Annotated in this window: 24 protein-coding genes; 14 read left to right on the top strand and 10 right to left on the bottom strand. The window is 58.5% G+C overall.

Features of this window, described 5'->3' with window-relative positions:
• Positions 1–32 precede the first annotated feature (32 nt).
• Both hemF and ACQZ51_RS07615 read left to right on the top strand, forming a co-directional pair.
• Positions 33–944: an oxygen-dependent coproporphyrinogen oxidase gene (gene hemF / locus ACQZ51_RS07620; RefSeq protein ID WP_448776266.1), complete on the top strand. Its 912-nt coding sequence runs from the start codon at positions 33–35 to the stop codon at positions 942–944.
• Between the two features lie 488 nt (positions 945–1,432).
• Positions 1,433–1,621, top strand: coding sequence for a DUF1059 domain-containing protein (locus tag ACQZ51_RS07615; RefSeq protein ID WP_311272414.1), 189 nt, complete (start codon positions 1,433–1,435; stop codon positions 1,619–1,621).
• Here ACQZ51_RS07615 and ACQZ51_RS07610 read toward each other — a convergent pair.
• Genes ACQZ51_RS07610 through ACQZ51_RS07600 form a run of 3 tightly spaced genes read right to left on the bottom strand, consistent with a single transcriptional unit; the run spans position 1,612 to position 4,120 of the window.
• Positions 1,612–2,874 carry a CCA tRNA nucleotidyltransferase gene (locus ACQZ51_RS07610; protein ID WP_448776265.1) on the bottom strand — a complete coding sequence of 421 codons (1,263 nt, stop codon included), beginning with the start codon at positions 2,872–2,874 and terminating at the stop codon, positions 1,612–1,614. The genes ACQZ51_RS07615 and ACQZ51_RS07610 overlap by 10 nt on opposite strands.
• Positions 2,871–3,485 (bottom strand): CoA pyrophosphatase, encoded by a 615-nt coding sequence (locus ACQZ51_RS07605; RefSeq protein WP_448776627.1) that lies wholly within the window; start codon positions 3,483–3,485, stop codon positions 2,871–2,873. The genes ACQZ51_RS07610 and ACQZ51_RS07605 overlap by 4 nt, the downstream gene beginning before the upstream one ends.
• A gap of 11 nt (positions 3,486–3,496) precedes the next feature.
• The gene (locus ACQZ51_RS07600; RefSeq protein WP_448776264.1) at positions 3,497–4,120 is read right to left on the bottom strand and encodes a DUF1285 domain-containing protein; all 624 of its coding nucleotides are present in this window, start codon (positions 4,118–4,120) and stop codon (positions 3,497–3,499) included.
• Positions 4,121–4,300: 180 nt separating this feature from the next.
• Here ACQZ51_RS07600 and ACQZ51_RS07595 point away from each other — a divergent pair, with 180 nt between their 5' ends.
• The 5 genes from ACQZ51_RS07595 to ACQZ51_RS07575 are packed head-to-tail and all read left to right on the top strand — an operon-like array spanning position 4,301 to position 11,572.
• Positions 4,301–5,311 carry an AAA family ATPase gene (locus ACQZ51_RS07595; RefSeq protein WP_042617330.1) on the top strand — a complete coding sequence of 337 codons (1,011 nt, stop codon included), beginning with the start codon at positions 4,301–4,303 and terminating at the stop codon, positions 5,309–5,311.
• Positions 5,312–5,336: 25 nt separating this feature from the next.
• Positions 5,337–6,257 carry a DUF58 domain-containing protein gene (locus ACQZ51_RS07590; RefSeq protein WP_448776263.1) on the top strand — a complete coding sequence of 307 codons (921 nt, stop codon included), beginning with the start codon at positions 5,337–5,339 and terminating at the stop codon, positions 6,255–6,257.
• On the top strand, positions 6,254–9,067 hold the full coding sequence (locus ACQZ51_RS07585) for a DUF4159 domain-containing protein (protein WP_448776262.1): 2,814 nt from the start codon (positions 6,254–6,256) through the stop codon (positions 9,065–9,067). The genes ACQZ51_RS07590 and ACQZ51_RS07585 overlap by 4 nt, the downstream gene beginning before the upstream one ends.
• A 1-nt stretch (position 9,068) precedes the next feature.
• The gene (locus ACQZ51_RS07580; RefSeq protein ID WP_448776261.1) at positions 9,069–11,150 is read left to right on the top strand and encodes a hypothetical protein; all 2,082 of its coding nucleotides are present in this window, start codon (positions 9,069–9,071) and stop codon (positions 11,148–11,150) included.
• Positions 11,150–11,572 (top strand): GNAT family N-acetyltransferase, encoded by a 423-nt coding sequence (locus ACQZ51_RS07575; protein WP_448776260.1) that lies wholly within the window; start codon positions 11,150–11,152, stop codon positions 11,570–11,572. The genes ACQZ51_RS07580 and ACQZ51_RS07575 overlap by 1 nt, the downstream gene beginning before the upstream one ends.
• 5 nt (positions 11,573–11,577) lie before the next feature.
• Here the strand turns inward: ACQZ51_RS07575 and ACQZ51_RS07570 are convergent, their stop codons facing one another.
• Positions 11,578–12,144 (bottom strand): GNAT family N-acetyltransferase, encoded by a 567-nt coding sequence (locus ACQZ51_RS07570; RefSeq protein WP_448776259.1) that lies wholly within the window; start codon positions 12,142–12,144, stop codon positions 11,578–11,580.
• A gap of 294 nt (positions 12,145–12,438) precedes the next feature.
• Between ACQZ51_RS07570 and ACQZ51_RS07565 the strand changes: the two genes are divergently transcribed.
• Positions 12,439–13,431, top strand: a complete 993-nt coding sequence (locus ACQZ51_RS07565) for a glutathione S-transferase family protein (protein WP_448776258.1) — start codon at positions 12,439–12,441, stop codon at positions 13,429–13,431.
• Positions 13,432–13,433: 2 nt separating this feature from the next.
• Here ACQZ51_RS07565 and ACQZ51_RS07560 read toward each other — a convergent pair whose 3' ends face one another.
• Complete coding sequence (locus tag ACQZ51_RS07560) at positions 13,434–13,832, bottom strand: NUDIX domain-containing protein (protein ID WP_448776625.1); 399 nt, start codon at positions 13,830–13,832, stop codon at positions 13,434–13,436.
• A gap of 228 nt (positions 13,833–14,060) precedes the next feature.
• On the opposite strand from ACQZ51_RS07560, the gene ACQZ51_RS07555 reads away from it, so the two are divergent.
• A complete protein-coding gene (locus ACQZ51_RS07555) occupies positions 14,061–15,026 on the top strand; it encodes a metallophosphoesterase family protein (protein ID WP_448776624.1) in 966 nt (321 codons plus the stop codon).
• Between the two features lie 51 nt (positions 15,027–15,077).
• Here the strand turns inward: ACQZ51_RS07555 and leuA are convergent, their stop codons facing one another.
• Together leuA and ACQZ51_RS07545 are read right to left on the bottom strand one after the other, a co-directional pair.
• Positions 15,078–16,784 (bottom strand): 2-isopropylmalate synthase, encoded by a 1,707-nt coding sequence (leuA, locus tag ACQZ51_RS07550; RefSeq protein WP_448776257.1) that lies wholly within the window; start codon positions 16,782–16,784, stop codon positions 15,078–15,080.
• A gap of 300 nt (positions 16,785–17,084) precedes the next feature.
• A complete protein-coding gene (locus tag ACQZ51_RS07545; protein WP_448776256.1) occupies positions 17,085–18,269 on the bottom strand; it encodes a benzoate/H(+) symporter BenE family transporter in 1,185 nt (394 codons plus the stop codon).
• Between the two features lie 162 nt (positions 18,270–18,431).
• Here ACQZ51_RS07545 and ACQZ51_RS07540 point away from each other — a divergent pair, with 162 nt between their 5' ends.
• Complete coding sequence (locus tag ACQZ51_RS07540) at positions 18,432–19,106, top strand: spermidine synthase (protein WP_448776255.1); 675 nt, start codon at positions 18,432–18,434, stop codon at positions 19,104–19,106.
• On the opposite strand, the gene ACQZ51_RS07535 is transcribed toward ACQZ51_RS07540, so the two are convergent.
• Positions 19,103–19,492 carry a winged helix-turn-helix transcriptional regulator gene (locus ACQZ51_RS07535; RefSeq protein ID WP_448776254.1) on the bottom strand — a complete coding sequence of 130 codons (390 nt, stop codon included), beginning with the start codon at positions 19,490–19,492 and terminating at the stop codon, positions 19,103–19,105. The genes ACQZ51_RS07540 and ACQZ51_RS07535 overlap by 4 nt on opposite strands.
• A gap of 98 nt (positions 19,493–19,590) precedes the next feature.
• On the opposite strand from ACQZ51_RS07535, the gene ACQZ51_RS07530 reads away from it, so the two are divergent.
• Positions 19,591–20,652 carry an SDR family oxidoreductase gene (locus ACQZ51_RS07530; RefSeq protein ID WP_448776253.1) on the top strand — a complete coding sequence of 354 codons (1,062 nt, stop codon included), beginning with the start codon at positions 19,591–19,593 and terminating at the stop codon, positions 20,650–20,652.
• A gap of 183 nt (positions 20,653–20,835) precedes the next feature.
• A complete protein-coding gene (locus tag ACQZ51_RS07525) occupies positions 20,836–22,395 on the top strand; it encodes a B12-binding domain-containing radical SAM protein (RefSeq protein ID WP_448776252.1) in 1,560 nt (519 codons plus the stop codon).
• A gap of 63 nt (positions 22,396–22,458) precedes the next feature.
• Here the strand turns inward: ACQZ51_RS07525 and ACQZ51_RS07520 are convergent, their stop codons facing one another.
• Positions 22,459–23,040 (bottom strand): ATP-dependent Clp protease proteolytic subunit, encoded by a 582-nt coding sequence (locus ACQZ51_RS07520; protein ID WP_448776251.1) that lies wholly within the window; start codon positions 23,038–23,040, stop codon positions 22,459–22,461.
• A gap of 220 nt (positions 23,041–23,260) precedes the next feature.
• Between ACQZ51_RS07520 and ACQZ51_RS07515 the strand changes: the two genes are divergently transcribed.
• Both ACQZ51_RS07515 and ACQZ51_RS07510 read left to right on the top strand, forming a co-directional pair.
• Positions 23,261–23,851, top strand: coding sequence for a HupE/UreJ family protein (locus tag ACQZ51_RS07515; RefSeq protein WP_448776250.1), 591 nt, complete (start codon positions 23,261–23,263; stop codon positions 23,849–23,851).
• A 111-nt stretch (positions 23,852–23,962) separates the two neighbouring features.
• Positions 23,963–24,730 (top strand): DUF2076 domain-containing protein, encoded by a 768-nt coding sequence (locus ACQZ51_RS07510; protein ID WP_448776249.1) that lies wholly within the window; start codon positions 23,963–23,965, stop codon positions 24,728–24,730.
• A gap of 17 nt (positions 24,731–24,747) precedes the next feature.
• Here ACQZ51_RS07510 and queF read toward each other — a convergent pair whose 3' ends face one another.
• On the bottom strand, positions 24,748–25,212 hold the full coding sequence (gene queF / locus ACQZ51_RS07505; RefSeq protein WP_042617345.1) for a preQ(1) synthase: 465 nt from the start codon (positions 25,210–25,212) through the stop codon (positions 24,748–24,750).
• Positions 25,213–25,214 lie beyond the last annotated feature (2 nt).

Below are 25,214 nucleotides of genomic sequence, written 5' to 3'. Positions count from 1 at the left end.
AATCGCAATGATTCGACGCTTAGGAGATCGATATGGAACGGCCGGTTTTGCCAAAGGGCTTGCCCGACGACATCGAGGACAAGAAGGCACTTGCCAAGGCCTGGTTCGAGAGCCTGCGCGACACGATCGTGACTGCCTTCGAGACGATTGAAGACGAGCTGCAAGGCCCCCTCGCCGACCAGCAGCCCGGCCGCTTCGTTCAAAAGGAATGGCAGCGCGACAATGGCGAAGGCGGTGGCGGCAAGATGTCGATGATGGAAGGTCGCGTCTTTGAAAAGGTCGGCGTCCACACATCCACCGTTCATGGCGAGTTTTCGCAGGAATTCCGCAACCAGATCCCCGGTGCGGAAGAAGACCCGCGCTTTTGGGCATCCGGCATTTCGCTGATTGCACACCCGGTCAATCCCAACGTGCCTGCCGTTCATATGAACACGCGTATGGTCGTGACCTCCAGCCACTGGTTTGGCGGCGGCGCGGATCTGACGCCGGTTCTGGACCGACGCCGCACGCAGGAAGACAATGACAGCCAGATCTTCCACCGCGTTTTCGAGATCACCTGCAATCGCCACGCCGTGGCGGATTATCCGCGCTACAAGCAATGGTGCGAAGAGTACTTCCATCTCAAGCACCGCAACGAGCCACGCGGCATCGGCGGCATCTTCTTCGACTGGCTCCACCCGGACGAGGAAAAAGGCGACTGGAACGACAACTTCGCCTTCGTGCAGGATGTCGGCCGCGCCTTCAATCTGGTCTATCCGAAGATCGTGCGCAGTAATTTCAACCTGCCGTGGACGGAAGAAGACCGCGACGAGCAACTGATTCGCCGTGGCCGCTACGTGGAATTCAACCTTCTTTACGACCGTGGAACGATTTTCGGCCTGAAAACCGGCGGCAATGTCGACTCAATTCTGTCGTCGCTGCCTCCCGTGGTGCGCTGGCCTTGACAGATCACAAACAATTTCCCGTTTGTTACAGGGTTGGGCAGTGAATTAGAAATTTAGCTCTTATTAAGATTTGAAGGCAGTGATACGCTTCCAGTTGTAGATGGACTGGAGGAGATATCATGATGATTACTTCAAACAGCATGCCCATATCTGGCCTAGGCAATAGCCAATCCCAGGCTCTACCAACTCCCGAATTGATCAACCGGCTAGCCTTGGAGATGAGGGCTGTCGGAGATAGGGAGCTGCCGCTTTCCTTTTATGCAGAGCAGGTCAAGCGCAGGCTTGCGAACAACGCGGCGGCCAATGATGACGGCGTTTTGCCGTCGCGTGCACCGGCTGCAGCCACGTCATCCGTATTCCACTGCTGGGCACTTCGAGACACGATCTAACACGGAACCTTATATCTTGCCGACCCGTTTGCTGATGCGCAGGGCAGAACCTTCCAAGCGAAAGTTCCGCCCTGACGCTTCTCATAAGGGAGGCCTATGATGAGACTTTATGAATGCGGAACCCTGGTGCCGGGTTGTGAGTGGCACACACGTGCAGACGAAGACGCCGAAGTTGTGCGACGCGCAGTCGACCATATGCGCCAAGCCCACGGCGAAGACGTCATTCGAGAGAACATGGTCGAGAACATCAAGACGCGCATCCGCAATGAGGATGAGGTTCAGGCCTGATCCTTCACCGCTGCTTCCAGCCGGGCGGTCAAGGCTGCCCGGTCCAATGAGAAGTTGAACTCGATCCACTTTTCCTCGAGCAGCCCAAGAATCTCGCCAACCTTCGGACCCGGCGCTACCCCGGCGGCCAACACATCCGCACCGGTGAGCGGGAAAGTTGGGCGCACAAATTTCTGCGTGCGAGACAGCAACGCCGAGAGACGCGCAATCTTCTGCATGGCTCCCTCGCCTGCGGAGATATCTGCGCGTGCTGCGGCGAGCGAAAGCATTAGACGCATAGTTATTTCCTCAACACCGTTGCGATACAGCAGGCGATCAAAAGCGGCATCGGTGATAGCAGTATCGATAACAGGCGCAGACGCCCACTGCTTGAGGCGCTTCGCCTCAGCGTTTGACAGGCGCAGCCGCGACGCCATGCCCGCGACGCGCTCCGCATCCACAGGCACAATGGCTGCAAGGCGCACCAGCGCATCCGGCGTCCACCCCAGTGCCTGCTCAGCGGCCACAAGACCATGAATGGCATCGATTCCCCATTTCTCTGTTTCCGGCAAAACCTGGGACAACACACCGGATTGCCGCATCCACAGAAGTGCCCGGGATGGATCGGTTGCCGAGAGAAGCTTCTTCATTTCGCTCCACACGCGCTCGGCAGAGAGTGTGGACATCTTGTCCTTTGCGCGCGCGCTGGCCCGCAGCCCATCCGAATCGGGACGACCGGAACCGTAATGGGCGAAGAAGCGGAAAAACCGCAAAACCCGCAAATAATCTTCGGCAATGCGCGTATCTGCATCACCGATGAAACGAACATTGCGCGTTTCAATATCCGCCAGCCCACCGACCAGATCGATCACTTCGCCGGAGGCATCGGCATAGAGAGCGTTGATTGTCAGGTCGCGACGCTGCGCATCCTCGTTCCAGTCGGTGCCGAAAGCAACCTGCGCATGGCGACCATCGGTTTCCACATCACGGCGCAGGGTCGTGACTTCAAAGCCCACGCCATCCAGAACCAGCGTAACGGTGCCATGCTCGATGCCGGTTGGTACAGCCTTGATGCCCGCACGTTGCGCCCGCTCCACCACATCCTGAGGCGGCAGCGTTGTCGCCATGTCGATATCTGCCACCGGCATGCCCATCAGGGCGTTGCGAACGGCACCACCAACGACACGCGCCTCACCGCCATCGGCATTCAAAAGCGCCAGAATCCGCTGGAGACCTGGTTTCAAGAACCAGTCCTGTCCGGCAACGTTGCTCATGAATAGAACCTTTCGTAGATGCGGCGTACAATGCCCGCCGTAATGCCCCAAATGTGACGCTCGCCATAGGGCATTTCGTAGAAAAACCGCTCCTTCCCCTGAAAGATGCGGCTTGCCTGCCTGTGGTTTGCCGGCTCCATCAAAAATGACAGCGGCACCTCGAAAACCTCATCCACCTCGGTCGGGTTCGGCGTGAGGTCGAAACCCGGCTTGACCACCGCCAGCACCGGCTTGATGCGGAAACCCGTTCCGGAAACATAATCGGGCAAGCGCCCCACCGTTTCGATGTAGCGACGGTCCAGGCCGATTTCCTCTTCCGTTTCACGAAGGGCGGCATCCTCAGGCGAACGGTCATCAGCATCGATGCCACCGCCGGGAAAGGATATCTGGCCGGAATGTTTGCGAAGCGTTGAGGTGCGCTGGGTGAAGATGACCCGCGCGTCGCGACCATAGTCCACGATCGGCACCAGAACCGCCGCATCTTTCAGCGTGATACCATCGCCAAAAAGGCGCGCATCGGGGTTGAGAATGTGGTCGCCATCTTCACGCTCGGCCACGCCTTCACCATCGGACAGCACACGCCGGCGGAAGTCATCGGCCGAAAAATTCATCACATCGACGCTCATCTTGAAAGCGCATCCAGTTCATCGGCAGGCATGATGGCAAAAACCTCCCCGCCGGACCTTACGGCAAACATCTCTTTTCCTTCAATTTCAATGACCTCTCCCAGTTCCACGAGATCATACATGACCGCCCGTGAAACGAGGGCATCAAGCCGACCCCGAACCCGAAGATAAGGCTTCAATGCCTTGTTTTCACCGCTCAATTCAAACCGCAACGGATTTTTCGGGCCAACCTCGATCACATCGCCCACATTGGTGCGAAATGTCAGCACCTGCGCGCCGTCTTTCTCGGCCACATTCATCTCCACCGCCAGAAACGGCGCATCGACGACACGGATGCCCACTTTTTCCACAGGTGTTACGAGATAGGTTTGGCCGTCCTCATCCTTTCGCAAAACCGTGGAAAACAACCGCACCAAGGGGGCGCGGCCAATGGGCGTGCCCATGTAGAACCATGTGCCATCCGCCCGGATTTCCATGTCCAGATCCCCGCAAAAAGGCGGATCCCAGCGCTCGACGGGTGCCGGACCACGGGATTTGTCGCCGCTCTGTTCAGCGGCATGGGAAATCATCGCGGCGAGGCCCGCTGCGTCTTCCGCCGAATTTATCGTCTCATCCGCCATATTCGAGCCCTGCTTTGTCACCTATTGATGTGGTCGCTTGATGGTAACGAGATAGTCATTCAAAGGATGCTTGTCAGCGGGCAGTATGGCAATAAGCTATAGGCAGCGCGAAATCAGTCCTGTATGCGATGAGTGACCGGTTTGGAACGAAGGCTGCGGCTTAAGTTTGAGGAGAGCGATATGGGCATGATAAACACCAGCGAAACCCTCGACGAGAAAGCGATCATCGCCGCTGCCGAAACAGCGCTATCGGATATCGCGGCAGTCAGGGCCGAAGTCTCCAAGGTCATTTTCGGTCAGGAAAAGGTCGTTCAGAATGTTCTGCTGGCCGTTCTCTCCGGTGGCCACGCGCTTCTGGTCGGCGTGCCCGGCCTTGCCAAGACAAAGCTTGTGACGACGCTTGGCACCGTTCTCGGTCTGGATGCCAACCGCATTCAGTTTACGCCAGACCTCATGCCCTCAGATATTCTAGGTTCGGAAGTCATGGATCAGGATGAGAGCGGCCGCCGCTCTTTCCGCTTCATCAAGGGCCCAATTTTCGGCCAGCTTCTGATGGCAGACGAAATCAACCGCGCCAGCCCGCGCACCCAATCCGCACTGCTGCAGGCCATGCAGGAATATCACATCACCGTGGCAGGTGAACGCTATGACCTGCCCAAGCCATTCCACGTTCTGGCCACGCAAAACCCGCTGGAGCAGGAAGGCACCTATCCGCTGCCGGAAGCCCAGCTCGACCGCTTTCTGTTGCAGGTGGATGTGGATTATCCTGATCTGGCCGCTGAACGTCAGATCCTGCTTGACACGACAGGCACCGCCTCCGGTGAGGCGCGCCGGGTGATCGAGGCAGATCGCCTCATTGAAATTCAGACCCTCATTCGCCAGATGCCGGTCAGCGACACAGTTGTGGATGCCATTCTGGCGCTGGTGCGCTCGGCTCGCCCGGGCCACGGCAACGCCTTGACGGACAAGAATGTGGCCTGGGGACCCGGCCCGCGCGCCGGTCAATCGCTGATGCTGACGGCCAGAGCCCGTGCGCTTTATGAAGGCCGCCTTGCGCCATCGCTCGATGATATCTACGCGCTGGCTGAACCGGTTCTGGAACACCGCATGGCGCTGACATTTGCCGCCCGTGCCGAAGGCATGTCGGTTCGTGATGTGATTGCAAGCCTTGTGGAACAGGCAAAACACTGACCGCCCGGTCGGATTAGGAGTGCATGTGGCATCCATCGGCCAGATCGTAGAACAGACGCATGGCAGCGACGTTCTTGCCCGTGCGCGCCAACGCGCGGCACTGGTACCCGACTGCATGGTGGAAGCAAAACGCATTGCCAACACCGTGACGGCAGGTTGGCACGGTCGCCGAAAACGCGGCATTGGCGAAAATTTCTGGCAGTTCCGGCCCTACGCAGAGGGCGAAAGCCTTTCGCGCATCGATTGGCGCCGTTCGGCCCGCGATGACCATACCTATGTCCGCGACCGGGAATGGGAAGCGGCCCACACCATATGGCTCTGGGCGGACCTTTCGCCATCGATGATGTTCAAGTCCACGCTTGGCAGCGTTTCCAAGGAAAGCCGCGCACTGGTTCTGATGCTGGCGCTGGCAGAAATTCTGGCCCGTTCGGGAGAGCGCATTGGCTGTCCCGGCATCATGGAACCGATTTCGGCACGCAACGCCGCCGAGCGCCTCGCAACCGCCATCATGCACGCGCCAGCCACCACAGGATTGCCCGATACGACGATGATCCGTGGCTCCAGCGATCTGGTTGTCATCGGCGATTTTCTGGACGATGCAACTGCTGTCATGGAGCGTCTTTCGCCGCTTGCACGGCGCGGCATGCGCGGCCATGTCGTGGAAATTGCCGACCCCGCGGAGGAGATCTTTCCCTATAGCGGCCGCACAGAGTTTTCCGATCCGGAAACTGGCGAGAAGCTGACCTCCGGCCGTGCCGAAACGATTCGTGAGGATTACACGCGCGCCTATCTCGCACGGCGTGACGCGTTGTCGTCGTCCCTTCGTCGTCTGGGGTGGAATTTCGTGTTTCACCGGACGGATCATCTGGCGTCAGAAGCGCTTGTTGCCATGCACATGTATCTTTCTGGCGCGCCCTCCACGGCAAAGACCGGAGGACGGACATGAGCGCCCTGCCCTTCGTCTTTACCAGCCCCTACATTCTGGTCGGACTTCTGGCTCTGCCTGCCATATGGTGGCTGCTGCGGCTGACGCCGCCGCGCCCGAAGGCGGAGGTATTTCCGCCGCTTCGCATTCTGGCAAGCGTGCTGAAGCGTGAGGAAACGCCATCGAAAAGCCCGTGGTGGCTAACATTGCTGCGCATGTTGCTGGCCGCCGCCGTCATTTTCGCGCTGGCAGATCCGGTCATCAACCCGCGCAACAACACGCTGGCTGGCGATGGTCCGCTGGTGCTGGTCATGGACAATGGCTGGGCCTCGGCACCGGATTGGGACCGGCGCGTTCGCACGGCAGAAGCCTTGATTGGGGATGCCGAGCGAGCGGAGCGCCCTGTTTCCATCACCTTCACAGCAGACCGCGATCACGATTCCGAACCCGGCACATCAGCAGCAGCACTGGAAAAACTGGCAGCAGCCAGACCTCAGCCCTTAGTGCCGGACCGGGTGCGCGCCGCGCAAGCCGTGAACGAAGCCATGAATGGCACGACACCCGGCACCCTCGCCTACATCACCGATGGTGTCGCAACACCAGATGACCAGGCGGCACTTGCCGATCTTGCCAGTATCAATCCAGCCGAATTTCGCATGGTGGAGGGTGATGGACAGGCTGTGACCGCCATTACCGGCGCAGAAAACGGTGCCGAAACCATGAACGTGTCGCTCTCGCGTCTTAAAACCGACGGCCCTGCCAACCTCACCGTCAACGCCCATGACAGCCAAGGCCGCATTCTCGCCAGCGACGAAGCGACCTTTGCCCCCGGCACGGCGGAAACGACGGCGGTTCTAAGCGCACCCTTTGAACTGCGCAATGATTTTGCCCGCCTGTCGGTGGAGCGCTTGTCGAGCGCAGGCTCTCTCCGTCTTCTGGATGATGGCTTTCGCCGCCGCCGCGTTGCCCTTCTGGCAGGGGAAACAGGCAATGATTTCCAGCCGCTGCTTCAGCCGCTGTTTTACATCAGCCGCGCCCTTCAGCCCTATGTCGATCTGGTGCCGCAGCGACAGGCGGACCTTGCCGTGGCGATCCCGGAATTGTTGCAATCCAACCCATCGGTCATTGTCATGGCCGATATTGGTCGCTTGCCGCAGGAAACCTATGAACCCATCGGGCGCTGGCTTTCGCGTGGCGGCACGCTGATCCGTTTCGCCGGTCCGCGCCTTGCTGCCGCACCCGCCGATGACCCGCTGGTGCCCGTAACCCTGCGACAGGGCGAGCGTGCCTTGGGCGGCGCGCTTTCCTGGGCGGAACCTCAGCCGCTAGCCGATTTCCCCAATTTCGGTCCATTTGCAGGCATGCCAAAGGCAGATGGTGTTCTCATCAAGCGTCAGGTTCTGGCAGAGCCGACACCCGACCTTTCCGAGCGCACATGGGCAAGCCTTGCCGATGGCACACCGCTCGTAACGACCCGCAGTGTGGATGCAGGCCGCATCGTGCTGTTCCATGTCAGCGCAGAAGCCAGTTGGTCGGATCTGCCGATTTCAGGTCACTTCGTGGAAATGCTGCGCCGTATCGTGCAATTGTCTCAGGTCGGCGGCTCCTCGGCTTCCGCCAATTCACCTGCTGCTGCGCTCGCGCCTTACCGCATTTTGAACGCACAGGGCGCTTTGACGACGGAAATAGGGTCTGCCCGACCGTTGGAAGTCAAGGCTGGCCAGTCACCTCGCGCCAGCTTCGACAACCCGCCGGGCCTCTACGGCACGGAAGCCGGTTTCGTTGCGCTGAACCTGTTGCCACAGGGTACGGTGCTGCGCCCCATAGACGCCTCACTTGCCGGCATGGCAACCGTGCGCGAAGGTTTGGTGGGAGAAGAGGCAAGATCGCTGCGACCCGCCCTCTTTATTGCGGCGCTCCTCATGCTCTTTGCCGATACGCTCATCGTCCTCTTCATGAATGGCGTCTTTTCGCGCCTGCCGCGCGCACGCGGCTCTGCTGCGGCCATGCTGCTCTTGCTCGGGTCAAGCCTTGCGGTCTTCTCGCCCGATATTGCCCGTGCGGACGATCCCAAACCCGGCGATGAAGCCATATTCGAGCGGCTGGATACCACCCACCTCGCCTATGTGCGCACGGGTGAAGATGATGTGGATCGCATTTCCGAACAGGGCTTGCAGGGTCTGACTGAATTCATGACATGGCGCACGACGCTGGAGCCCGGCGCGCCGGTCGGGCTGGATATTTCCAAGGACGAGCTGTCCTTCTACCCCATCATCTACTGGCCGATCTCGGCCACAGCACCCATGCCATCCACCGCCGCGATATCCCGCATTGATGCCTATATGCGCGCAGGCGGAACCGTTCTGTTTGATACGCGAGACCAGTTCTCATCGCTTGAGAGCATGGGCGGCACCAGCGCCAATGGGCAGCGCCTGCAGGAAATTCTCGCCAATGTGGATATTCCGCCGCTGGAACCTGTGCCGACCGACCACGTGCTCACGCGCTCTTTCTATCTCTTAAACCACTTTCCGGGGCGCTACGCGCAAGGCCCATTGTGGGTGGAATCCCGGCAGGATGCAGCCAAGACGACGTCAGGCATTTCCTCCTCCGGCGATGGCGTGTCACCCATCATCATCACCGGCAATGATTTTGCCGGAGCCTGGGCTGTCGATGCCAATGGCGCGCCGGTTCTGCCCACCGTGCCACCGGATGAAGTCCAGCGGGAACATGCTTTCCGAACCGGCGTGAACATCATGATGTATATGCTGACCGGCAACTACAAGGCCGATCAGGTGCACGTCCCTGACATCCTCCAGCGGTTAGGGCAATGATATGACACTGGCCTTTTCCCCCTTCTTGCCTTGGGTTCTGATTGCGGTACTGGCCGTCGCAGCTTTCCTGCTTGCCATTATCGGCCTGTGGCGTGGGGTGCGCGGCGCATGGCTGCGTGGGCTGGCGCTTGCCGCTTTGCTGCTGGCCATCTCAAACCCGCTTTTGAGCAATGAGGAACGCGAACCCCTTTCCACCATCGTTCCCGTCATCGTCGATCGTTCGCAAAGTCAGGACGTGCAGCAACGCCCGGAACAGACAGATCAGGCGCTGGCCACCCTGCGCGAACGTCTCGCCCGCTTCCCGCGCATTGAACCACGCATTGTGGAAGTCACGAATGATGCCAACAGCGATTCACCGGCAACAAACCTGTTCTCGTCCTTTGCGGCAGCCATCTCGGATGTGTCACCCACGCGTGTCGGCGGTGCGATTTTCCTGAGCGATGGCCAAATCCACGACATACCGAATGTCACATCTGACATCGAGCAGACGCTGGGTGTGAAGGCCCCTGTCCACGGCCTCATCACCGGCCGTGCCAATGAATTCGACCGGCGCATCGAAGTGGTGCGAGCACCGCGCTTCGGCATCGTCAACGAACAGCAGGAACTGACGCTTCGGGTGTTCGATGATGGTCGCCCGCAAGGTGGCCAGGCAGATGTGACCATCAAGATGAACGGTCAGGAACTCGCCAGACTTCAGGCGACGCCCGGCCAACCCGTGCCGTTCCAGTTCAAGGTTCCACGCGGCGGCAACAACGTCATGGAGTTTTCCGTGGCCGAGCTTCCTGGTGAGGTAACGACCACCAACAACCGCGCCGTCCACGTCATCGAAGGTATCCGCCAGAACCTGCGCGTGCTGCTGGTATCCGGCGAACCCCATGCGGGCGAGCGCGCTTGGCGCAACCTGCTGAAATCGGACACATCGGTTGATCTGGTTCACTTCACCATTCTGCGCCCGCCGGAAAAGCAGGATGGAACCCCAATCAACGAGCTTTCGCTGATTGCCTTCCCCACACGCGAGCTGTTCGTGGAAAAGATCGAGGATTTCGATCTCATCATCTTTGACCGCTACCAGCATCGCGGTGTGCTGCCGATCCTCTATTATGATTACATCGCCCAATATGTGGAAAAGGGCGGTGCGTTGTTGATTGCTGCAGGCCCTGAACATGCGGGCCAGGATTCCATCGCCATGACGCCGCTGGCCTCCGTGCTGCCAGCGCAGCCCACCGGCGAAGTTCATCAATCCGCCTTTTACCCGCGCCTTTCGGAAGCGGGCAAGAAACACCCAGTGACGCGAGGTCTGGAAGGTTCAGGCAAGGAGCCGCCGCAATGGGGCCGCTGGTTCCGCACTGTCGGCGTCGAGCAGCCGCAGGGCCAGACCGTGATGCTGGGAGATGGGCAGGACCCGCTTCTCGTGCTGAACCGTCAAGGCGAAGGCCGTGTCGCCATGCTGCTCTCTGATCAGGGCTGGCTCTGGGCACGTGGCTATGAAGGCGGCGGGCCGCATGTGGGGCTCTACCGCCGCATCGCCCACTGGCTGATGAAGGAACCGGAACTTGAGGAAGAAGCGCTGACGGCGCGTGCCAATGGCCGCACGCTGGAAATCACACGCCAGACTATTGGCGATAATCCCGGCAATGCCACCGTCAGGTTCCCCACCGGCAAAACGGAAACCACGGCATTCACGCAAGCCGAGCCCGGTCTTTACAAGATCGAGCGGCGCATGGATGAAACCGGCCTCTACGAAATCTCCAATGGTGAATTCACCACGCTCGTCCATGTCGGCGCTGTCGATGCGCCGGAATTCAAGGCGATGATCTCGACCACCGAGCCGTTGAAGCCATTGGTCGATGCCACGAAGGGAAGCATCCACCGCGTCGTCAATGACGATGGTCGCGTTGTGCTCCCGGATATCCTGCCCGTTCGCGGCGATATTCGCGTTGCCGATAATGACCGCATGCTCATTCGCCTCACCGATGAAACGGTGCTGAAGGGCGTCAACACGTTGCCGCTCTTTGCCGGTTTTGCAGGCCTTGCCGCTCTCCTCATGGCGTTTTCAGCACTCTGGTGGCGTGAAGGCCGCTGATGGAACCTCAGATCACCATCAGCGACGGGCCGGATAAGGAAAGCGAAACCGCCATTCTAGCGGCTCTCAAGTCCTATAATGTGGATCGCTTTGGCCCGAGTGATTGGCGGGAGCTTGTCATCGCGCTGCGCAATGACGAAGGCTCTGTCATCGGAGGCCTCAGCGGCCACACCGCACGTGGCTGGCTCTACACATCGCTCCTCTTCATTCCAGAGGATATGAGAGGCCAGGGCCTTGGCCCCAGATTGCTGGCAATGGCCGAAGACGAGGCTCGCAAGCGCGGATGCAAGGGTGCCTATATCGACACGATGAACCCGGATGCGCTGGCGATCTATCAGACTTGCGGCTATGAGATTTTTGGCCAGATCGAAGGCTTCACGGAAACAGCGGCTCTGACCTATCTCAAGAAACCCCTGTATTAGAGGTTTCAGCCAATCGCACGCAGTGGCGCGCCGTAGCCTTCTTCTTCAAGCTCCAAGGCAACGGTCGCGGCGCAACTCCGCCAGCCGATCTTGCCAACAAGCCGCTCATGCGTGTCGGCAGCGAGGGGCACGACAAGAACACGGTTCATATCGACAGGGCCGGGAAAATCGAGTGCGCCATAGGCCACTTTTTCGAAACCCAGCGGCATGTAGTAGGGCGGATCACCGATCAGGATCACGGCTTCCGAGCCCTTGCGCTTGGCCGCAGCAATGGCGATCCGCACCAGTTCACGGCCAATGCCGAGATTTTTGTGGGAGGGCCGCACGGCAAGAGGCCCGAGCATGTGGCCTTTGACGCTACCGGCCAGAACCGGCGTCATGCGCACGGAAGCAATGGTTTCGCCATCATCAGCACAGATATAGGAAATCGAGCGGTCATGCGCACCCTGCTCGCGAATGCGGGCGGCGGCACGGGTGTGGCGGCCGGGGCCGAAGGCTTCTGCGTTGATAAGTTCGATGATGGCGTCATGGGACGCGTCTTCAGTGAGGTAGACAAGTTCGTGCTTGGACATGAAGGGACCGGAACGTTGGATACGGACATGACGATATGACGGCTGCGCCGGTTAAGGCGTTCGGCGGGTCAGCGTCGTCGGAGCATCCGTAGTGCGGTCATAAAGCAGAACTTCCTCAGAATTGTGATAAACGCGGATATCAGGAAAATTCCGACGCGTCCAGAACAAATCCGCAGCCAGAACCATTCACCTTGTGTGGCGAATCATAAACGAAACGCACTGTTCACTGCCTCTAGGGTTCGCCTGCGCTCGCGCATGGCCTACAGTGCGCCAACAACCATAAGGAGATTGCAGATGGGTATGCTGGTCGAAGGTGTCTGGAAAGATGTCTGGTACGACACCAAGGAAACCAAGGGCCACTTCAAACGCAGCGCCTCGCAGTTTCGCAATTGGGTCACCGCAGATGGCAAAGCAGGTCCTTCCGGCAAGGGTGGCTTCAAGGCTGAGAAAGATCGCTACCATCTCTATGTGTCTCTAGCCTGCCCCTGGGCGCACCGGACGCTTATTTTTCGCAAGCTGAAAAAACTGGAAGACCTCATTTCCGTTTCAGTCGTCGATCCGCTGATGCTGGAAAATGGCTGGGAATTCAAAGCTGACGACGCCCGCACGCCGGGCGCAACGGAAGATCATCTCTTTGGTTTTTCGGCGATGTGGCAGGTATATACCAAGGCAGACCCTGTCTATTCCGGCCGCGTGACCGTGCCTGTGCTGTGGGACAAGCAGCAGGAGACCATCGTTTCAAACGAGTCTGCAGACATCATCCGCATATTCAACTCAGCCTTTGATGGCCTGACTGGATCGACTGGCGATTTCTATCCGCAGGCTCTGCGCGGCGAGATCGATACCCTCAATGATCGCATCTACGACACCGTCAATAACGGTGTGTACAAGGCAGGCTTTGCCACCACGCAGGAAGCCTATGAAGAGAGCGTGACCAAGATTTTCGAAACGCTCGACATGCTGGAAGAACGCCTTGCCACCAAGCGGTACCTGCTAGGCGCAGAACAGACGGAAGCAGACTGGCGGCTGTTTACCACGCTGGTGCGGTTTGATCCTGTCTATGTCGGCCACTTCAAATGCAACATTCGCCGCATTCATGATTACCCCAACCTGACCGGCTATCTGCGCGATCTCTACCAGACGTCAGGCGTGCCGGAGACGGTGAATATGCGGCATATCAAGGAGCATTATTACCGTAGCCACAAGACCATCAACCCCACCGGCATCGTGCCTGTCGGGCCTGAACTCGATCTGGACAAGGCCCATGGGCGAGAGCAGCTAGGCTGAGCCTACCAGTAATCCGCAGGCATCGCGCTGCCCGCCAGTTCCGCAAGACGCCTGCGGGTGGCGGGCGTCGTGCCTTCAGGCAAAGCATCCAAAGCAAAAAATCTGCTCTCGCTGATTTCGCGGTCTGGCACTTTCGCTGAGCTTTGCGTGACCTCAAGCCGATAAAACATCACATGGTCGCGGTCGCTGGTGCGATTGTTGAAATAGACATGGATGAGCTGCGGCGCGGAGCTTGCAACAAGGTTGCCCTCCTCGCGGATTTCCTTATGGAGCGCAGCCACACAAGTCTCGCCACGCTCGACACCGCCGCCGGGCATATGCCAGCCCGGCACATAGGTGTGGCGCACCAGAAAAACACGGCCCTGCGCATCGAAACAGGCGGCGCGGACCCCAAGCGTCATGCCGCGACGAACGAAGAAGAACGTGTGCAGCAGGCGTTTGGCAACATTCCGCAGCAATTGCCGGAACCGTTCGCCCCGCCCATGGTTTTCACTCACGTCTCAACTCTCCGTCAACTCAGGTACGATACCCCAGATTGGGCTTCACTCTCACACGTTCAGCGCTTATCCCTTTGATAAATCGAGATTTCGCATTGTACGCTCCAACATGGATAGATTATGTCTGAACGCATGTTCAAACTTGCCCATATTTCCGACATTCATCTCGGCCCACTGCCGAAGCTCACTTTTCGCGAACTCGCATCCAAGCGTATTCTAGGATTTGTGAACTGGCGTCTCAACCGCCGCAAGCATCTTTTCAGCGATACGCTGGAAAAGATCGTCGACGATATGGAAAGCAGGTCTCCGGACCATATCGCCATTACGGGGGATCTGGTCAATCTTGCAACCGGCATCGAGATCCGTGCTGCCGCAGACTGGCTCGAGGAAATCGGTGACCCGCTGAAAGTTTCAGTCGTGCCGGGAAACCACGACGCCTATGTGCCCGGCGCGCATGACAAGGCCATGGCCGCCTGGTATCCCTTCGTGCGTGGTGATGGAGACCCGGAAAACTGGGACGAAGACCGCAAGATTTTTCCCTATATGCGGGTTCGCGGCCCTGTTGCCATGATCGGCTGTTCCACATCGATAGCCACGCCACCTTTCTCCGCCACTGGATATTTTGGACGCAGACAGGCTCGCGCCACCGCGCAATTGCTGAAAGAAGCCGGCGAAAAAGGCCTGTTTCGTGTAGTGATGATTCACCACCCACCCATCAGGGGCGCTGCGGCCACCCACAAGCGCATGATCGGCATTCGCCGCTTCGCCGCCGCCATTGCCACCGGTGGCGCAGAACTCGTTCTGCACGGCCACACCCACCTCAACACGGTCTACTGGCTGAACACCCATCGCGGACGCGACCACACGCCCGTCGTGTGCATCGCCTCGACCAGCCAGGGCCCGGGCGGCAAGAAACCGCGCGCGGGATACAATCTCTTCCATATTGATGGCGGCCCCGGCACGTGGGACGTGACCTGTGAACGCTATGGCCTCAACGAAAAAGCCACCGGCGTTGAACTGGAGGACGTGCGGGTATTTTACAGCAATGGCCGCCCGCTTGGCTTCGCCAACCCCGCCGAACAGGGCAACAAAGAATAATCCGGGAGATAGTCCCCATTCCTGTTGATACCACAGGAATGGGGATGATGCTTATTTCGCGCGCTCTGCCAACACGCGGTTGGCGGCAGACACGATTGCTTCCAGCGATGCTCCAACAATGTTGGTGTTGATGCCCGCACCGAACAGCTTGCCGCCGGGATGCTCCATCTCGACATAAGCGATGGCCGAGGCATTCGAGCCGTGCTGCAGCGAGTGTTCGGAATAGTCATTCACCGAGAGATCGATGCCCAGATAGGTCGACAGCGCATTGATGAACCCATCGATCGGGCCAGTGCCTTTTCCTTCGATGCGCTTGATCTCACCATTGTCAGTAATTTCAGCCGCAACAACGCGCATGCCTTTGAAATCACCGGCCGGATAGGTGTGGTGATCCACAAATTTCAGCCGAGCGTCAGACTGCGTCACATATCGCTCGATGAAGTGTTCGTAGATGCGCTTGGCGGGCAGTTCGACACCTTCTTCATCGGTGATGCGCTGAATCTCCTCGCGGAATTCCACCTGAAGATTGCGCGGCAGGTTGATGCCATAATCCTCGTTCAGAATATAGGCAATGCCGCCCTTGCCGGACTGCGAGTTGATGCGGATGATCGCCTCATAGGAACGACCAACATCCTTCGGGTCGATGGGCAGATAAGGCACTTCCCACACCGGATGGTTGGCGACCTTGATCGCCTTCATACCCTTGTTGATCGCATCCTGATGCGAACCTGAGAACGCGGTGTAGACCAGCTCGCCCACATAAGGGTGACGCTCAGGGATCGTCATTTCGTTGGAATATTCGTAGACGGACTTGATGCGCTCGATATCGCGGCAGTTCAGTTCGGGATCGACACCCTGCGTGTACATGTTGAGCGCCAGCGTAACGACATCGACATTGCCTGTGCGTTCGCCATTGCCAAACAAAGTACCTTCCACCCGGTCCGCACCGGCCATCAGGCCCAGTTCGGTGGCGGCGATACCCGTGCCACGGTCATTGTGCGGATGCAGCGAGATGATGACGTTTTCGCGGTTGTCGATGTTGCGGCACATCCATTCGATCTGGTCGGCATAGATGTTCGGCGTTGCCATTTCCACGGTCGAAGGCAGGTTGAGGATCAGCTTGTTGTCTGGCGTTGGCTTGACCACCTCGACGACGGCGTTGCAAATCTCCAGCGCCACTTCCAGCTCGGTGCCGGTAAAGCTCTCAGGGGAATATTCAAAACGGTATCCGCCACCGGCCTTAGCAGCCATATCGGTAATCATCTTGGCCGCATCAACCGCGATCTGTTTGATGCCGGGCACATCCTTTGCAAACACCACACGGCGCTGCAATTCCGATGTGGAGTTGTAGAAATGGATGATCGGATTTTTAGCGCCTTCCAGCGATTCGAAGGTGCGTGTGATCAGTTCCGGGCGGCACTGCACCAGCACCTGCAGGGAAACATCTTCGGGCACACCGCCCTGCTCTACACACCAGCGGGCGAAATCAAAATCCGTCTGCGATGCCGAGGGAAAGCCGATCTCGATTTCCTTGAAACCCATTTCCAGCAGCAGCTTGAACATGCGCGCCTTGCGGTCATGCCCCATGGGGTTGACCAGCGACTGGTTACCGTCGCGCAAATCCACCGAACACCAGATCGGTGCCTTGTCGATGGTTTTGGATGGCCAGGTGCGGTCCTTGATGTCGATGACGGGGTATGGGCGATACTTTACGTTGGCGTCCGGCATGCCCTTGGAAATCTGTGTCTTGGCGTCCATTATCTTGCTCCTTCCACGCATCGCGGGCTGAAAAGCCGTCGCCGAATGCGCACCCTAACGGGTCTTCAATCCAGTAAAATGAAATTTTTGACTTGAGGAGCGTTCGCACCAGCGGGCTTTCGGCCGCCGGGCGCTCCTCACTGGACCCGGCAACCGCGTGTAAGGTCGAGGCTAAGAAGCGAGAGTGCACCGCATGGGCCAGCCGTCGCAGAAATCTGCGCGTTCATGCCTGATTTGGTTGCGGTGCGATTGGTCATGCGAATCTTATAAGCGGCGAAATTTTCAGTTGCAAGGGCATCTTCACTTTTTCGCGCGTTTCACAAACCCCGTCAGCGCCATCATCAACCCACCACCCAGCAGGCCCCAGAATGCGCCCGAAATACCGCCGAAGGACAGGCCGGATGCGGTGATGAGAAAGGTAATTGCCGCAGCTTCACGAGTATCCGGCTCCTTGAACGCCGCAACGGCGGAACCGGAAAATGCGCCGACCAGAGCAAGTCCCGCAACCGCCTGAATGAGCACAGGCGGGGCAAGCGCCACGAAGGCGGTGACAACACCCGCCAGCAGGCCCAGAATAATGTAACCGATGCCGCTGATGATAGCAGCCCAATAGCGGCGGTTGGGATCAGCATGAGCGTCCTCACCCGCACACATGGCGGCGGTGATGGCAGCAAGATTGACGGCGTGGCCGCCGAATGGGGTCGCCAACAGCGAAAAAAAGCCTGTTGTGGCAAACAGCGGGCCAGGTTGTGGATCGTAGTTGTTGACCTTGAGCACGGCGATGCCAGGGATGTTCTGCGAGGCCATGGTCACGATAAACAGGGGCAGCGCCATCGAGATGATGGCTTGCAAATGAAACTCCGGCATGACGAATTCCATGGGTGGCGTCAGCGATTGCAGAACGCTGTCCATGGCTCCAACGGGAATATCGACGCCGAAAATCATGACCAGCACGAAGGCCGCAAGCGCCGCTGGCACGGCAAACAACCGATTGATCGCGCCGACGATGATCCAGGCCAGAATGATCGGCAGGCCAAGCGCCGGGTTGAAACCGATGGCCTTGATGGGTGCAAAACAAAGCCCGATGATGACACCTGATAGCATGGCGTTGGCCAGCGGCGTTGGAATGGAAGCCACCGCCCGACCCAACGGCTTGAACAGACCGGCAATGATGATCAACCCCGCGCAGATGATGAAGGCGCCGACCGCGCCCGCAAACCCACCCTCGATCACGCCTGTCGTGGCCAACAGCGCAGCCCCCGGTGTGGACCATGCAATGGAAACCGGCAGCCGCGTTGTGGCAGATAGAACGATGGCGCAGATGCCCATGGAGACCGAGAGGGCCATCAAGCCAGATGCCGCCTGAAAATCCGTTGCACCAACGGCCTTCAACCCTTGCAGCACCACCGCGAATGAACTGGCAAAACCCACAAATGCCGTCAGGCACCCCATAAACAGGCTCTGGAGCGAAAATTCTTTCAGCATAGGCGGGCTCTTGCAAAGGAAGACGATGATCTCCGTCACAGATCAAAAAACACAACTGCTGACAAGCCGCTTATCCCGCCAAAGCAGCTTCAGGGCGCTGTTGTTCTCATAGCCATGGCCGTGTAAACGTTCGGCCGGACAAGACACACAGCGAGAATAGCCATGCTTCCCTGGATCGAACTGGACCGCGCACCCATTCCCGGCGACGGAACCGAGCTGCGCCTCAAGCAGCGCGGCCAGGAATTTTCGATCATGCTCGGTGCAAACGAGCTGATGAACAGCCGGTTGAGTGGTTCTGAAGAAGCACTGGCAACGCTTTCATGCGAACGCATTGTAGGGCGACCGAACCAGAGCATTCTGATCGGCGGGCTGGGCATGGGCTTTACCCTGCGGGCAGCTTTGGGCGCATTACCGGCGGACGCAAGCGTGACGGTTGCCGAACTGGTGCCAGCGGTCGTTGCCTGGGCGCGCGGCCCGATGGCCGATTTGCACAAGGGCACGCTGGATGATGCCCGCGTGGATATTCATGTCGGCGATGTCGGTGCGCTTATCCGCTCGAAAAAAGCAGCCTATGACGCCATTCTGCTGGATGTCGATAATGGCCCGGATGGCCTGTCGCGCCCCTCGAACGACAGCCTCTATGATGGCGATGGCCTGCAAGCCGCCAGAGCGGCCTTGCGCCCGAAAGGCGTGCTTGCGGTGTGGTCGTCAGGCCCGGACGCCGCCTTCACCCGTCGCCTGCGGCAGGCGGGTTTCGCCACCGATGAAGTCAGCGTTCGCGCCAATGGCAAGCGCGGCGGTGCGCGCCACACGCTGTGGCTGGCGTCGAAAGCTTAAGGTTGAGCGTTGCGCCGCGAGGTTGACCGCTCGCCCAATGCGTCCAGAGCATCGGCATTGTCCCTGCCCCAGGCGTAGAGCATTTCCACAGGCTCCAGAAACCTGTTGCCGAGTGCGGTAAGCGTATATTCGACTGCAGGTGGCCGTGTTGCGTGAACATGGCGCGTGATCAGCCCTGTGCGCTCCATTTCTTTCAGCGTCTGCGTCAGCATCTTCTTCGAAATGCCCGGCAGGCTTCGCTCCAGCACGCCTGTGCGCGCGGTTCCCTCATGGAGGGTATGCAGCGTGTGCAAGATCATGCTGGTCCATTTGGTCGAAAAAAGCTCCAGCACGCGCCTCGGCGCACAATCCTCACGCCATTCCGCTTCGTGGCTTCCCGGTTTCATCGTGGTCACCCTTTGGTATCCATGTCCCCAATCAGTGCCGTCTACACGACAGCATGCGGGATGCCTAATTATAGCTCTTACAAAAATGGAGTTCGAGCATGGTTAAAACGGCATTGGTGGTCGGCGCAAGCGGGATCGTGGGAAGCGCTACAGCAAATCTTCTGTTGGAACAGGGTTGGCGGGTCTATGGCCTATCGCGCAAACCGACGCAGCACGCGCAAATCATGCCCGTTGTGGCCGATTTGCATAATGCGGCTGAAACGGCAAAAGCACTTGTCGATGTGAAACCGGACGCCGTTTTCATCACCACATGGGCGCGTCAGGAAAGCGAAGCCGAAAACATCCGCGTCAATTCTGCCATGGTGCGCAATCTGCTGGATGGCTTGAGCCCTGGCAAATCCACGCGCCATGTGGCACTGGTTACCGGCCTCAAGCATTATCTTGGGCCGTTCGAGGCCTATGGCAAAGGCAAGCTGCCGCAGACACCGTTCCGCGAGGAGCAGGGTCGTCTCGATGTCGAGAACTTCTATTACGCGCAGGAGGACGAGGTCTTTGCAGCGGCCAAACGTGATGGCTTTTCATGGAGCGTCCACCGCCCGCACACGGTCATCGGTCAGGCAGTCGGCAATGCCATGAACATGGGCACAACGCTCGCCGTCTATGCCACCCTGTGCCGCGAAACAGGTCGCCCCTTCCGGTTCCCCGGCTCTTCCGCGCAATGGAATGGCCTGACGGACATGACCGATGCCAAAATTCTGGCCAAGCAACTGCTCTGGGCCACGGAAACGCCAGAAGCGAAGAACGAGGCATTCAACATCGTCAATGGCGACATTTTCCGCTGGAGCTGGATGTGGGAGCGCATTGCCGACTGGTTCGGCGTCGAACCCGCCCCGTTCGATGGCACCGTCATTCCGCTCGAAGAGCAGATGAAGGATGATGCGGAAATCTGGAAAAAAATCGCGGCTCGTGAAAACCTTGCCGAACCTGACCTCAACCGCCTGGCATCGCCCTGGCATACAGACGCCGATCTCGGTCGCCCTCTTGAAGTGGTAACCGACATGAGCAAGAGCCGCCGCCTGGGCTTCAAGGATTACCAACCAACGGACGACGCGTTTTTCGCGCTTTTCGAGACGCTGCGCAAGGAGCGTCTCATTCCCTGACGCGAACCATCTGATCCTCGTTCAAAGAAACCGCATTGGCCCCACCAATGCGGTTTTTTATTTGACGCTTTATTATCATCAAGACATAAACGCACGGTAGAAAAAAGAAATTCTGGTTGCAGAAGCCATCACAGCGCACGCCCCATCCCATCTCCACCTTGGCGCGCTGGAAAGGAAGACTTCGTGCGTATACTCTTCGTCAATCCACCCTACATCTCCCTCACATCCCGTGGCGTTGGCCACCAGATCCCCTTCGGTCTTCTTTGCGTCGCAGGTCCGCTGATCGATGCAGGACATGAGTGCCGGCTGATTGACGCGGAACGCCACCACATGACGGCAGATGAAATCGAAGCCGCGATCAAAGCTTTCGCACCGGATATGGTCATGACCGGGCATGCTGGCTCCACCCCTGCCCACCCGGCCTGCATGTTGGTTCTTGACGCTGCCAAGCGTGCATGTCCGCAGGCATTGACGGTCTATGGGGGTGTTTACCCGACCTATCACGCCACCGCCATTATGGTGAGTGAACCGTCGGTCGATATCATCATCAAGGGCGAAGGCGAAGCAACAGCACTTGCGCTTGTGCAGGCTCTGGCAGACGGCGTGTCACCCGCCACCGTCGCGGGCATCGTCCACCGCGAAAATAGCAGTCACATAGAAACCAGACCCGCTGCCACGATCAAGGACCTGAACGAATGGCGTATTGGCTGGGAGCTGATCGAAGATTGGGACTTGTACCAATGTTTTGGCCTTGGCCGCGCCGCCATCATCCAGTTTTCGCGTGGTTGTCCGCACCGATGCAATTATTGCGGCCAGTATCAGTTTTGGAGCCGCTGGCGCTACCGCGCTCCCAAATCGGTCGCGGCTGAAATTGCCTGGCTGCATCGCACGCACGGCGTTTGCTTTGTGGACTTGGCGGATGAAAATCCGACCTCCTCGAAACGCCTGTGGCGCGAATTTCTGGAGGCGCTGGTTGAGGAAAACGTGCCAGTGCGACTGTTTGCAACGATCCGTGCAACTGACATCGTGCGCGATGCCGATCTCCTGCCCCTGATGAAGAAAGCCGGCATGATCTGCGTGCTGATGGGCATCGAGACGACCGACCCGACCACGCTTGCAGCCATTCGCAAGGGTTCGACGACCCGTGAAGACCAGCAGGCGGTCACGCTTCTTCGCCAGCATGGTATCCTGTCCATGCTCGGCCACATTGTCGGATTTGAAGAAGAGCGCTTCGCCGACTATCTCCGCGCCCTGCGTCAGATCAGCCTGTATGATCCGGACTTGCTGAACGCCATGTATTTGACGCCGCATAGCTGGTCTGACTGGACGGCGGAAAATGGCGAACGCCGCGTCATAGAAACCGACCGCAGCAAGTGGGATTACCGACATCAGTTGCTGTCATCCCGCCACCTGTCACCGGGCATGATTTTTGCGATGGTGAAAATGCTGGAAGTGGCTGTCCACTGCCGACCACGCGCGTTGTGGCGCATCCTGTTCCATCCGGATCGGGAACTGCGCAAACACATGCGCTGGAGCTTCCGGTTCAGCTTCAGGGTATGGCGGGCAGAAATTGCCGAATTCATCCGCCAGCCTCCACCCAAAAAGGGCCCGATGACGTTGGCCGAGTGGTTTGGCAAGACCCCTCGCCTCACCAGACAGGCCGGGGATGCAAACAGCATTCACAAAACGGTCCCGGGGCATGAAGCAGCGGTCGATGACATGACGCACACAGGCGTCACATAAAACGAAAAAGCCCGCGCAGGTTTGAGACCAGCGCGGGCTTTTGAGACTTTAAATGTCGAACTCTCAGAGTTCAGACTGGCTTTCAACGATGCGGCCAACGAGGCCGTATGCCTTGGCTTCTTCGCCGCCCAGCCAGTAATCGCGATCGATATCCTTGGCGATCTTTTCTTCTGTCTGGCCGGTGGCCTTGGAGAAGATGGTGATCAGGCGCTTGTTCATCTTGATGATTTCGCGTGCCTGGATCTCGATATCGGATGCCATGCCGCGTGTGCCGCCGGATGGTTGGTGCAGCAGGAAGCGTGTGTTTGGCAGGCAGAGACGACGCTCTTTCGGAACCGACACATAGATCAGCGCGCCAGCAGAAGCGACCCAGCCCGTGCCGATAATGATGACCTTCGGCTTGATGAACTTGATCATGTCGTGAATGCTGTCGCCGGATTCGACGTGGCCGCCGGGCGAATTCACGTAGACGCGGATGTCGTCATCGCTGGCAGCGGCAAGTGCCACGAGCTGCGTGCAAACCTTCTGCGCCAACTCCTGGGTGATGCCGCCATAGATGAAGATCGAACGCGACTTGAAAAGATTCGCTTCCGTTTCCTTACCGATCGGCAGTTCCTTGCTCTTGTCGTCTTCGTCTTCGTTCATGTGGCGGTCTCCAACGTAATTCATTACCTACCGGACATAGTGTGATTTGTGTCGTAAAACAATGAGCGAAAAAGGCAAGGCGCGGAACTGCTTAATAAACAAGGCACCGTCAAATGACGCATGGACAGCTTATTTGTAACTACGATATCGTTAATTGCGGGGTTTGATCCGGCGACCCAAGCGCCTTCTGCCTCGCCTTAGAAAGATTGAAGAGGGAACGATGTTCAAAAGACTATCACTCACTGCTGCAACGATGGCCGCAACCACACTCCCGGCCTTTGCCCATTTAAACCCGGAAGAACACGGCTCCTTCATGGCAGGGTTTTCACACCCTCTTTTCGGTGCCGATCATATTCTCGTCATGGTCGCCGTCGGCATCTGGGCAGCCCAAATCGCTGCATCATCAGATAAGCGCAAAGCATTGTTGATAGTCCCGGCAGCTTTCGTCGGCACCATGGCAATCGGCTTTCTGTTGGCGCTTGGCGGTATCAAACTGCCATTCGTTGAACCTGCGATTCTGGCCTCAATCATCGCGCTCGGCCTTCTGGTTGCCATGGCGACCCGCGTTCCGGTGAGCGTTGCGGCAGCCATCGTCGGCGTGTTTGCGCTTTTCCACGGTTACGCCCATGGCGGCGAATTGGGCAGCGCGGGTGCGCTTCAATTCGGCGTCGGCTTCGTGGCCGCCACCATGGGCCTACATGTTGCAGGCATCGCGCTTGGAATGGCCATTGCAAAGCTCGGCCCGGTCGCAATCCGCATCCTTGGTGGATTGACCGCACTCACAGGTCTTTCGCTGGTCTTCGGCGGCTGAAGATCGAGGTCTTCAACCTTACAAAAATGTAAGGCGGAGGCGGCTTTTAAAAGTCGAAATTGAACCCTACTTCCTTGGTGTGCTTTTCCAAGCACGCCAAGGAGGCTACCAATGTCACCAGAAGAAACCCAACTCATCAAATCCCTGTTCGACAGGGTCAAGTCTGCATCCTCAACACCGCGCGATCCCCAGGCAGAAACGCTGATCTCGCAGGCCGTGAAGGACGATCCCTCCGCCCCCTATTATCTGGCCCAAGCTGTCATAGTGCAGGAAAAAGGTCTGGAAGCGGCAGCGGCACATATTCGCCAGCTGGAAGAGCGCATTCACCAGCTTGAAAGCAGCAATCCCGCACCACAGGCCGCACAGCAAGGCGGCTTCCTCAGCTCGATTTTCGGTGGCACCCAGCAAGCATCGGCTGCACCTGCGCCAGCGCCGACCTATCGCAATGACATGTCAGGTCAATTTCAGCCTTCTCAGGCGCAGGGGCCATGGGGCCGAAGCAACGATGCGCCTCAACCCAGCGGCCCGTGGAGCAGCCAGCAGTCCTCGGCCTTCGGGCGTGCGAGTGGCAGCGGCGGTTTTCTGCAAGGGGCGCTGGGCGCGGCGGCGGGCGTTGCCGGTGGCATGCTGCTTGCCAATTCGCTGAGCGGCATATTTTCCAACCACGTCGCCTCATCCGGCTGGGGATCTCCTTTGGGCGGTGCGGGAACTGCCGCAGCGCCAGTCGAGGAAACCGTCATCAACAACTATTATGGTGATGACAACAAGCAGCAGGATGTCGCCAGCAATGACGACAACTCTGATTTTCAGCAGGCCGACTACGACGACAGCGCAGACGACGCTGATTTCGACTCAGGCGACAGCGGCTCTCTCGTCTGAACGAATTGGCTAAGGGGTCAGCCGCGACCGCGATAGGTCGCGACGCCCTGCTCGGGAAGCCAGACGCCCTCTGGTGGCGCGCCGGTCTGCCAGAACACATCAATTGGGATACCGCCGCGTGGATACCAGTAAGCGCCGATGCGCAGCCACTTGGGTTGAAGCAGGTCTACAAGGCGCTTGGCGATATAAACCGAGCAATCCTCATGGAACGCACCATGATTGCGGAAGGAATGCAGGAAAAGCTTCAACGACTTGGATTCCACGAGAAAATCACCGGGAATGTAGTCGATGACAATATGGGCAAAATCCGGCTGCCCGGTCATGGGGCAAAGCGACGTGAATTCCGGCGCGGTGAAGCGCACGACATAATCTGTTCCGGCATTGCCATTCGGCACTTTTTCCAGAACGGCCTTTTCAGGGCTTTCGGGGGAAGCGACTTGCGCGCCCAGCTGCGACAGGCCGGAAACATCCGTGACTGACATGG

It is taken from the genome of Agrobacterium sp. CG674 (assembly GCF_053521645.1).
The sequence above is the reverse complement of the archived record's forward strand: the minus strand, read 5'-3'. Positions and strand labels throughout refer to the sequence as shown.

Coding starts and splice junctions, on each gene's coding strand:
- ACQZ51_RS07540 (WP_448776255.1), top strand. CDS start 18,432: ATGCTTCCCTGGATCGAACTGGACCGCGCACCCATTCCCGGCGACGGA.
- ACQZ51_RS07595 (WP_042617330.1), top strand. CDS start 4,301: ATGGGCATGATAAACACCAGCGAAACCCTCGACGAGAAAGCGATCATC.
- ACQZ51_RS07605 (WP_448776627.1), bottom strand. CDS start 3,485: ATGAATTTTTCGGCCGATGACTTCCGCCGGCGTGTGCTGTCCGATGGT.
- ACQZ51_RS07555 (WP_448776624.1), top strand. CDS start 14,061: ATGTTCAAACTTGCCCATATTTCCGACATTCATCTCGGCCCACTGCCG.
- ACQZ51_RS07560 (WP_448776625.1), bottom strand. CDS start 13,832: ATGACGCTTGGGGTCCGCGCCGCCTGTTTCGATGCGCAGGGCCGTGTT.
- ACQZ51_RS07530 (WP_448776253.1), top strand. CDS start 19,591: ATGGTTAAAACGGCATTGGTGGTCGGCGCAAGCGGGATCGTGGGAAGC.
- leuA (WP_448776257.1), bottom strand. CDS start 16,784: ATGGACGCCAAGACACAGATTTCCAAGGGCATGCCGGACGCCAACGTA.
- ACQZ51_RS07565 (WP_448776258.1), top strand. CDS start 12,439: ATGGGTATGCTGGTCGAAGGTGTCTGGAAAGATGTCTGGTACGACACC.
- ACQZ51_RS07610 (WP_448776265.1), bottom strand. CDS start 2,874: ATGAGCAACGTTGCCGGACAGGACTGGTTCTTGAAACCAGGTCTCCAG.
- ACQZ51_RS07575 (WP_448776260.1), top strand. CDS start 11,150: ATGGAACCTCAGATCACCATCAGCGACGGGCCGGATAAGGAAAGCGAA.
- queF (WP_042617345.1), bottom strand. CDS start 25,212: ATGTCAGTCACGGATGTTTCCGGCCTGTCGCAGCTGGGCGCGCAAGTC.
- ACQZ51_RS07510 (WP_448776249.1), top strand. CDS start 23,963: ATGTCACCAGAAGAAACCCAACTCATCAAATCCCTGTTCGACAGGGTC.
- ACQZ51_RS07615 (WP_311272414.1), top strand. CDS start 1,433: ATGAGACTTTATGAATGCGGAACCCTGGTGCCGGGTTGTGAGTGGCAC.
- ACQZ51_RS07535 (WP_448776254.1), bottom strand. CDS start 19,492: ATGAAACCGGGAAGCCACGAAGCGGAATGGCGTGAGGATTGTGCGCCG.
- ACQZ51_RS07580 (WP_448776261.1), top strand. CDS start 9,069: ATGACACTGGCCTTTTCCCCCTTCTTGCCTTGGGTTCTGATTGCGGTA.
- ACQZ51_RS07515 (WP_448776250.1), top strand. CDS start 23,261: ATGTTCAAAAGACTATCACTCACTGCTGCAACGATGGCCGCAACCACA.
- ACQZ51_RS07570 (WP_448776259.1), bottom strand. CDS start 12,144: ATGTCCAAGCACGAACTTGTCTACCTCACTGAAGACGCGTCCCATGAC.
- hemF (WP_448776266.1), top strand. CDS start 33: ATGGAACGGCCGGTTTTGCCAAAGGGCTTGCCCGACGACATCGAGGAC.
- ACQZ51_RS07520 (WP_448776251.1), bottom strand. CDS start 23,040: ATGAACGAAGACGAAGACGACAAGAGCAAGGAACTGCCGATCGGTAAG.
- ACQZ51_RS07545 (WP_448776256.1), bottom strand. CDS start 18,269: ATGCTGAAAGAATTTTCGCTCCAGAGCCTGTTTATGGGGTGCCTGACG.
- ACQZ51_RS07585 (WP_448776262.1), top strand. CDS start 6,254: ATGAGCGCCCTGCCCTTCGTCTTTACCAGCCCCTACATTCTGGTCGGA.
- ACQZ51_RS07600 (WP_448776264.1), bottom strand. CDS start 4,120: ATGGCGGATGAGACGATAAATTCGGCGGAAGACGCAGCGGGCCTCGCC.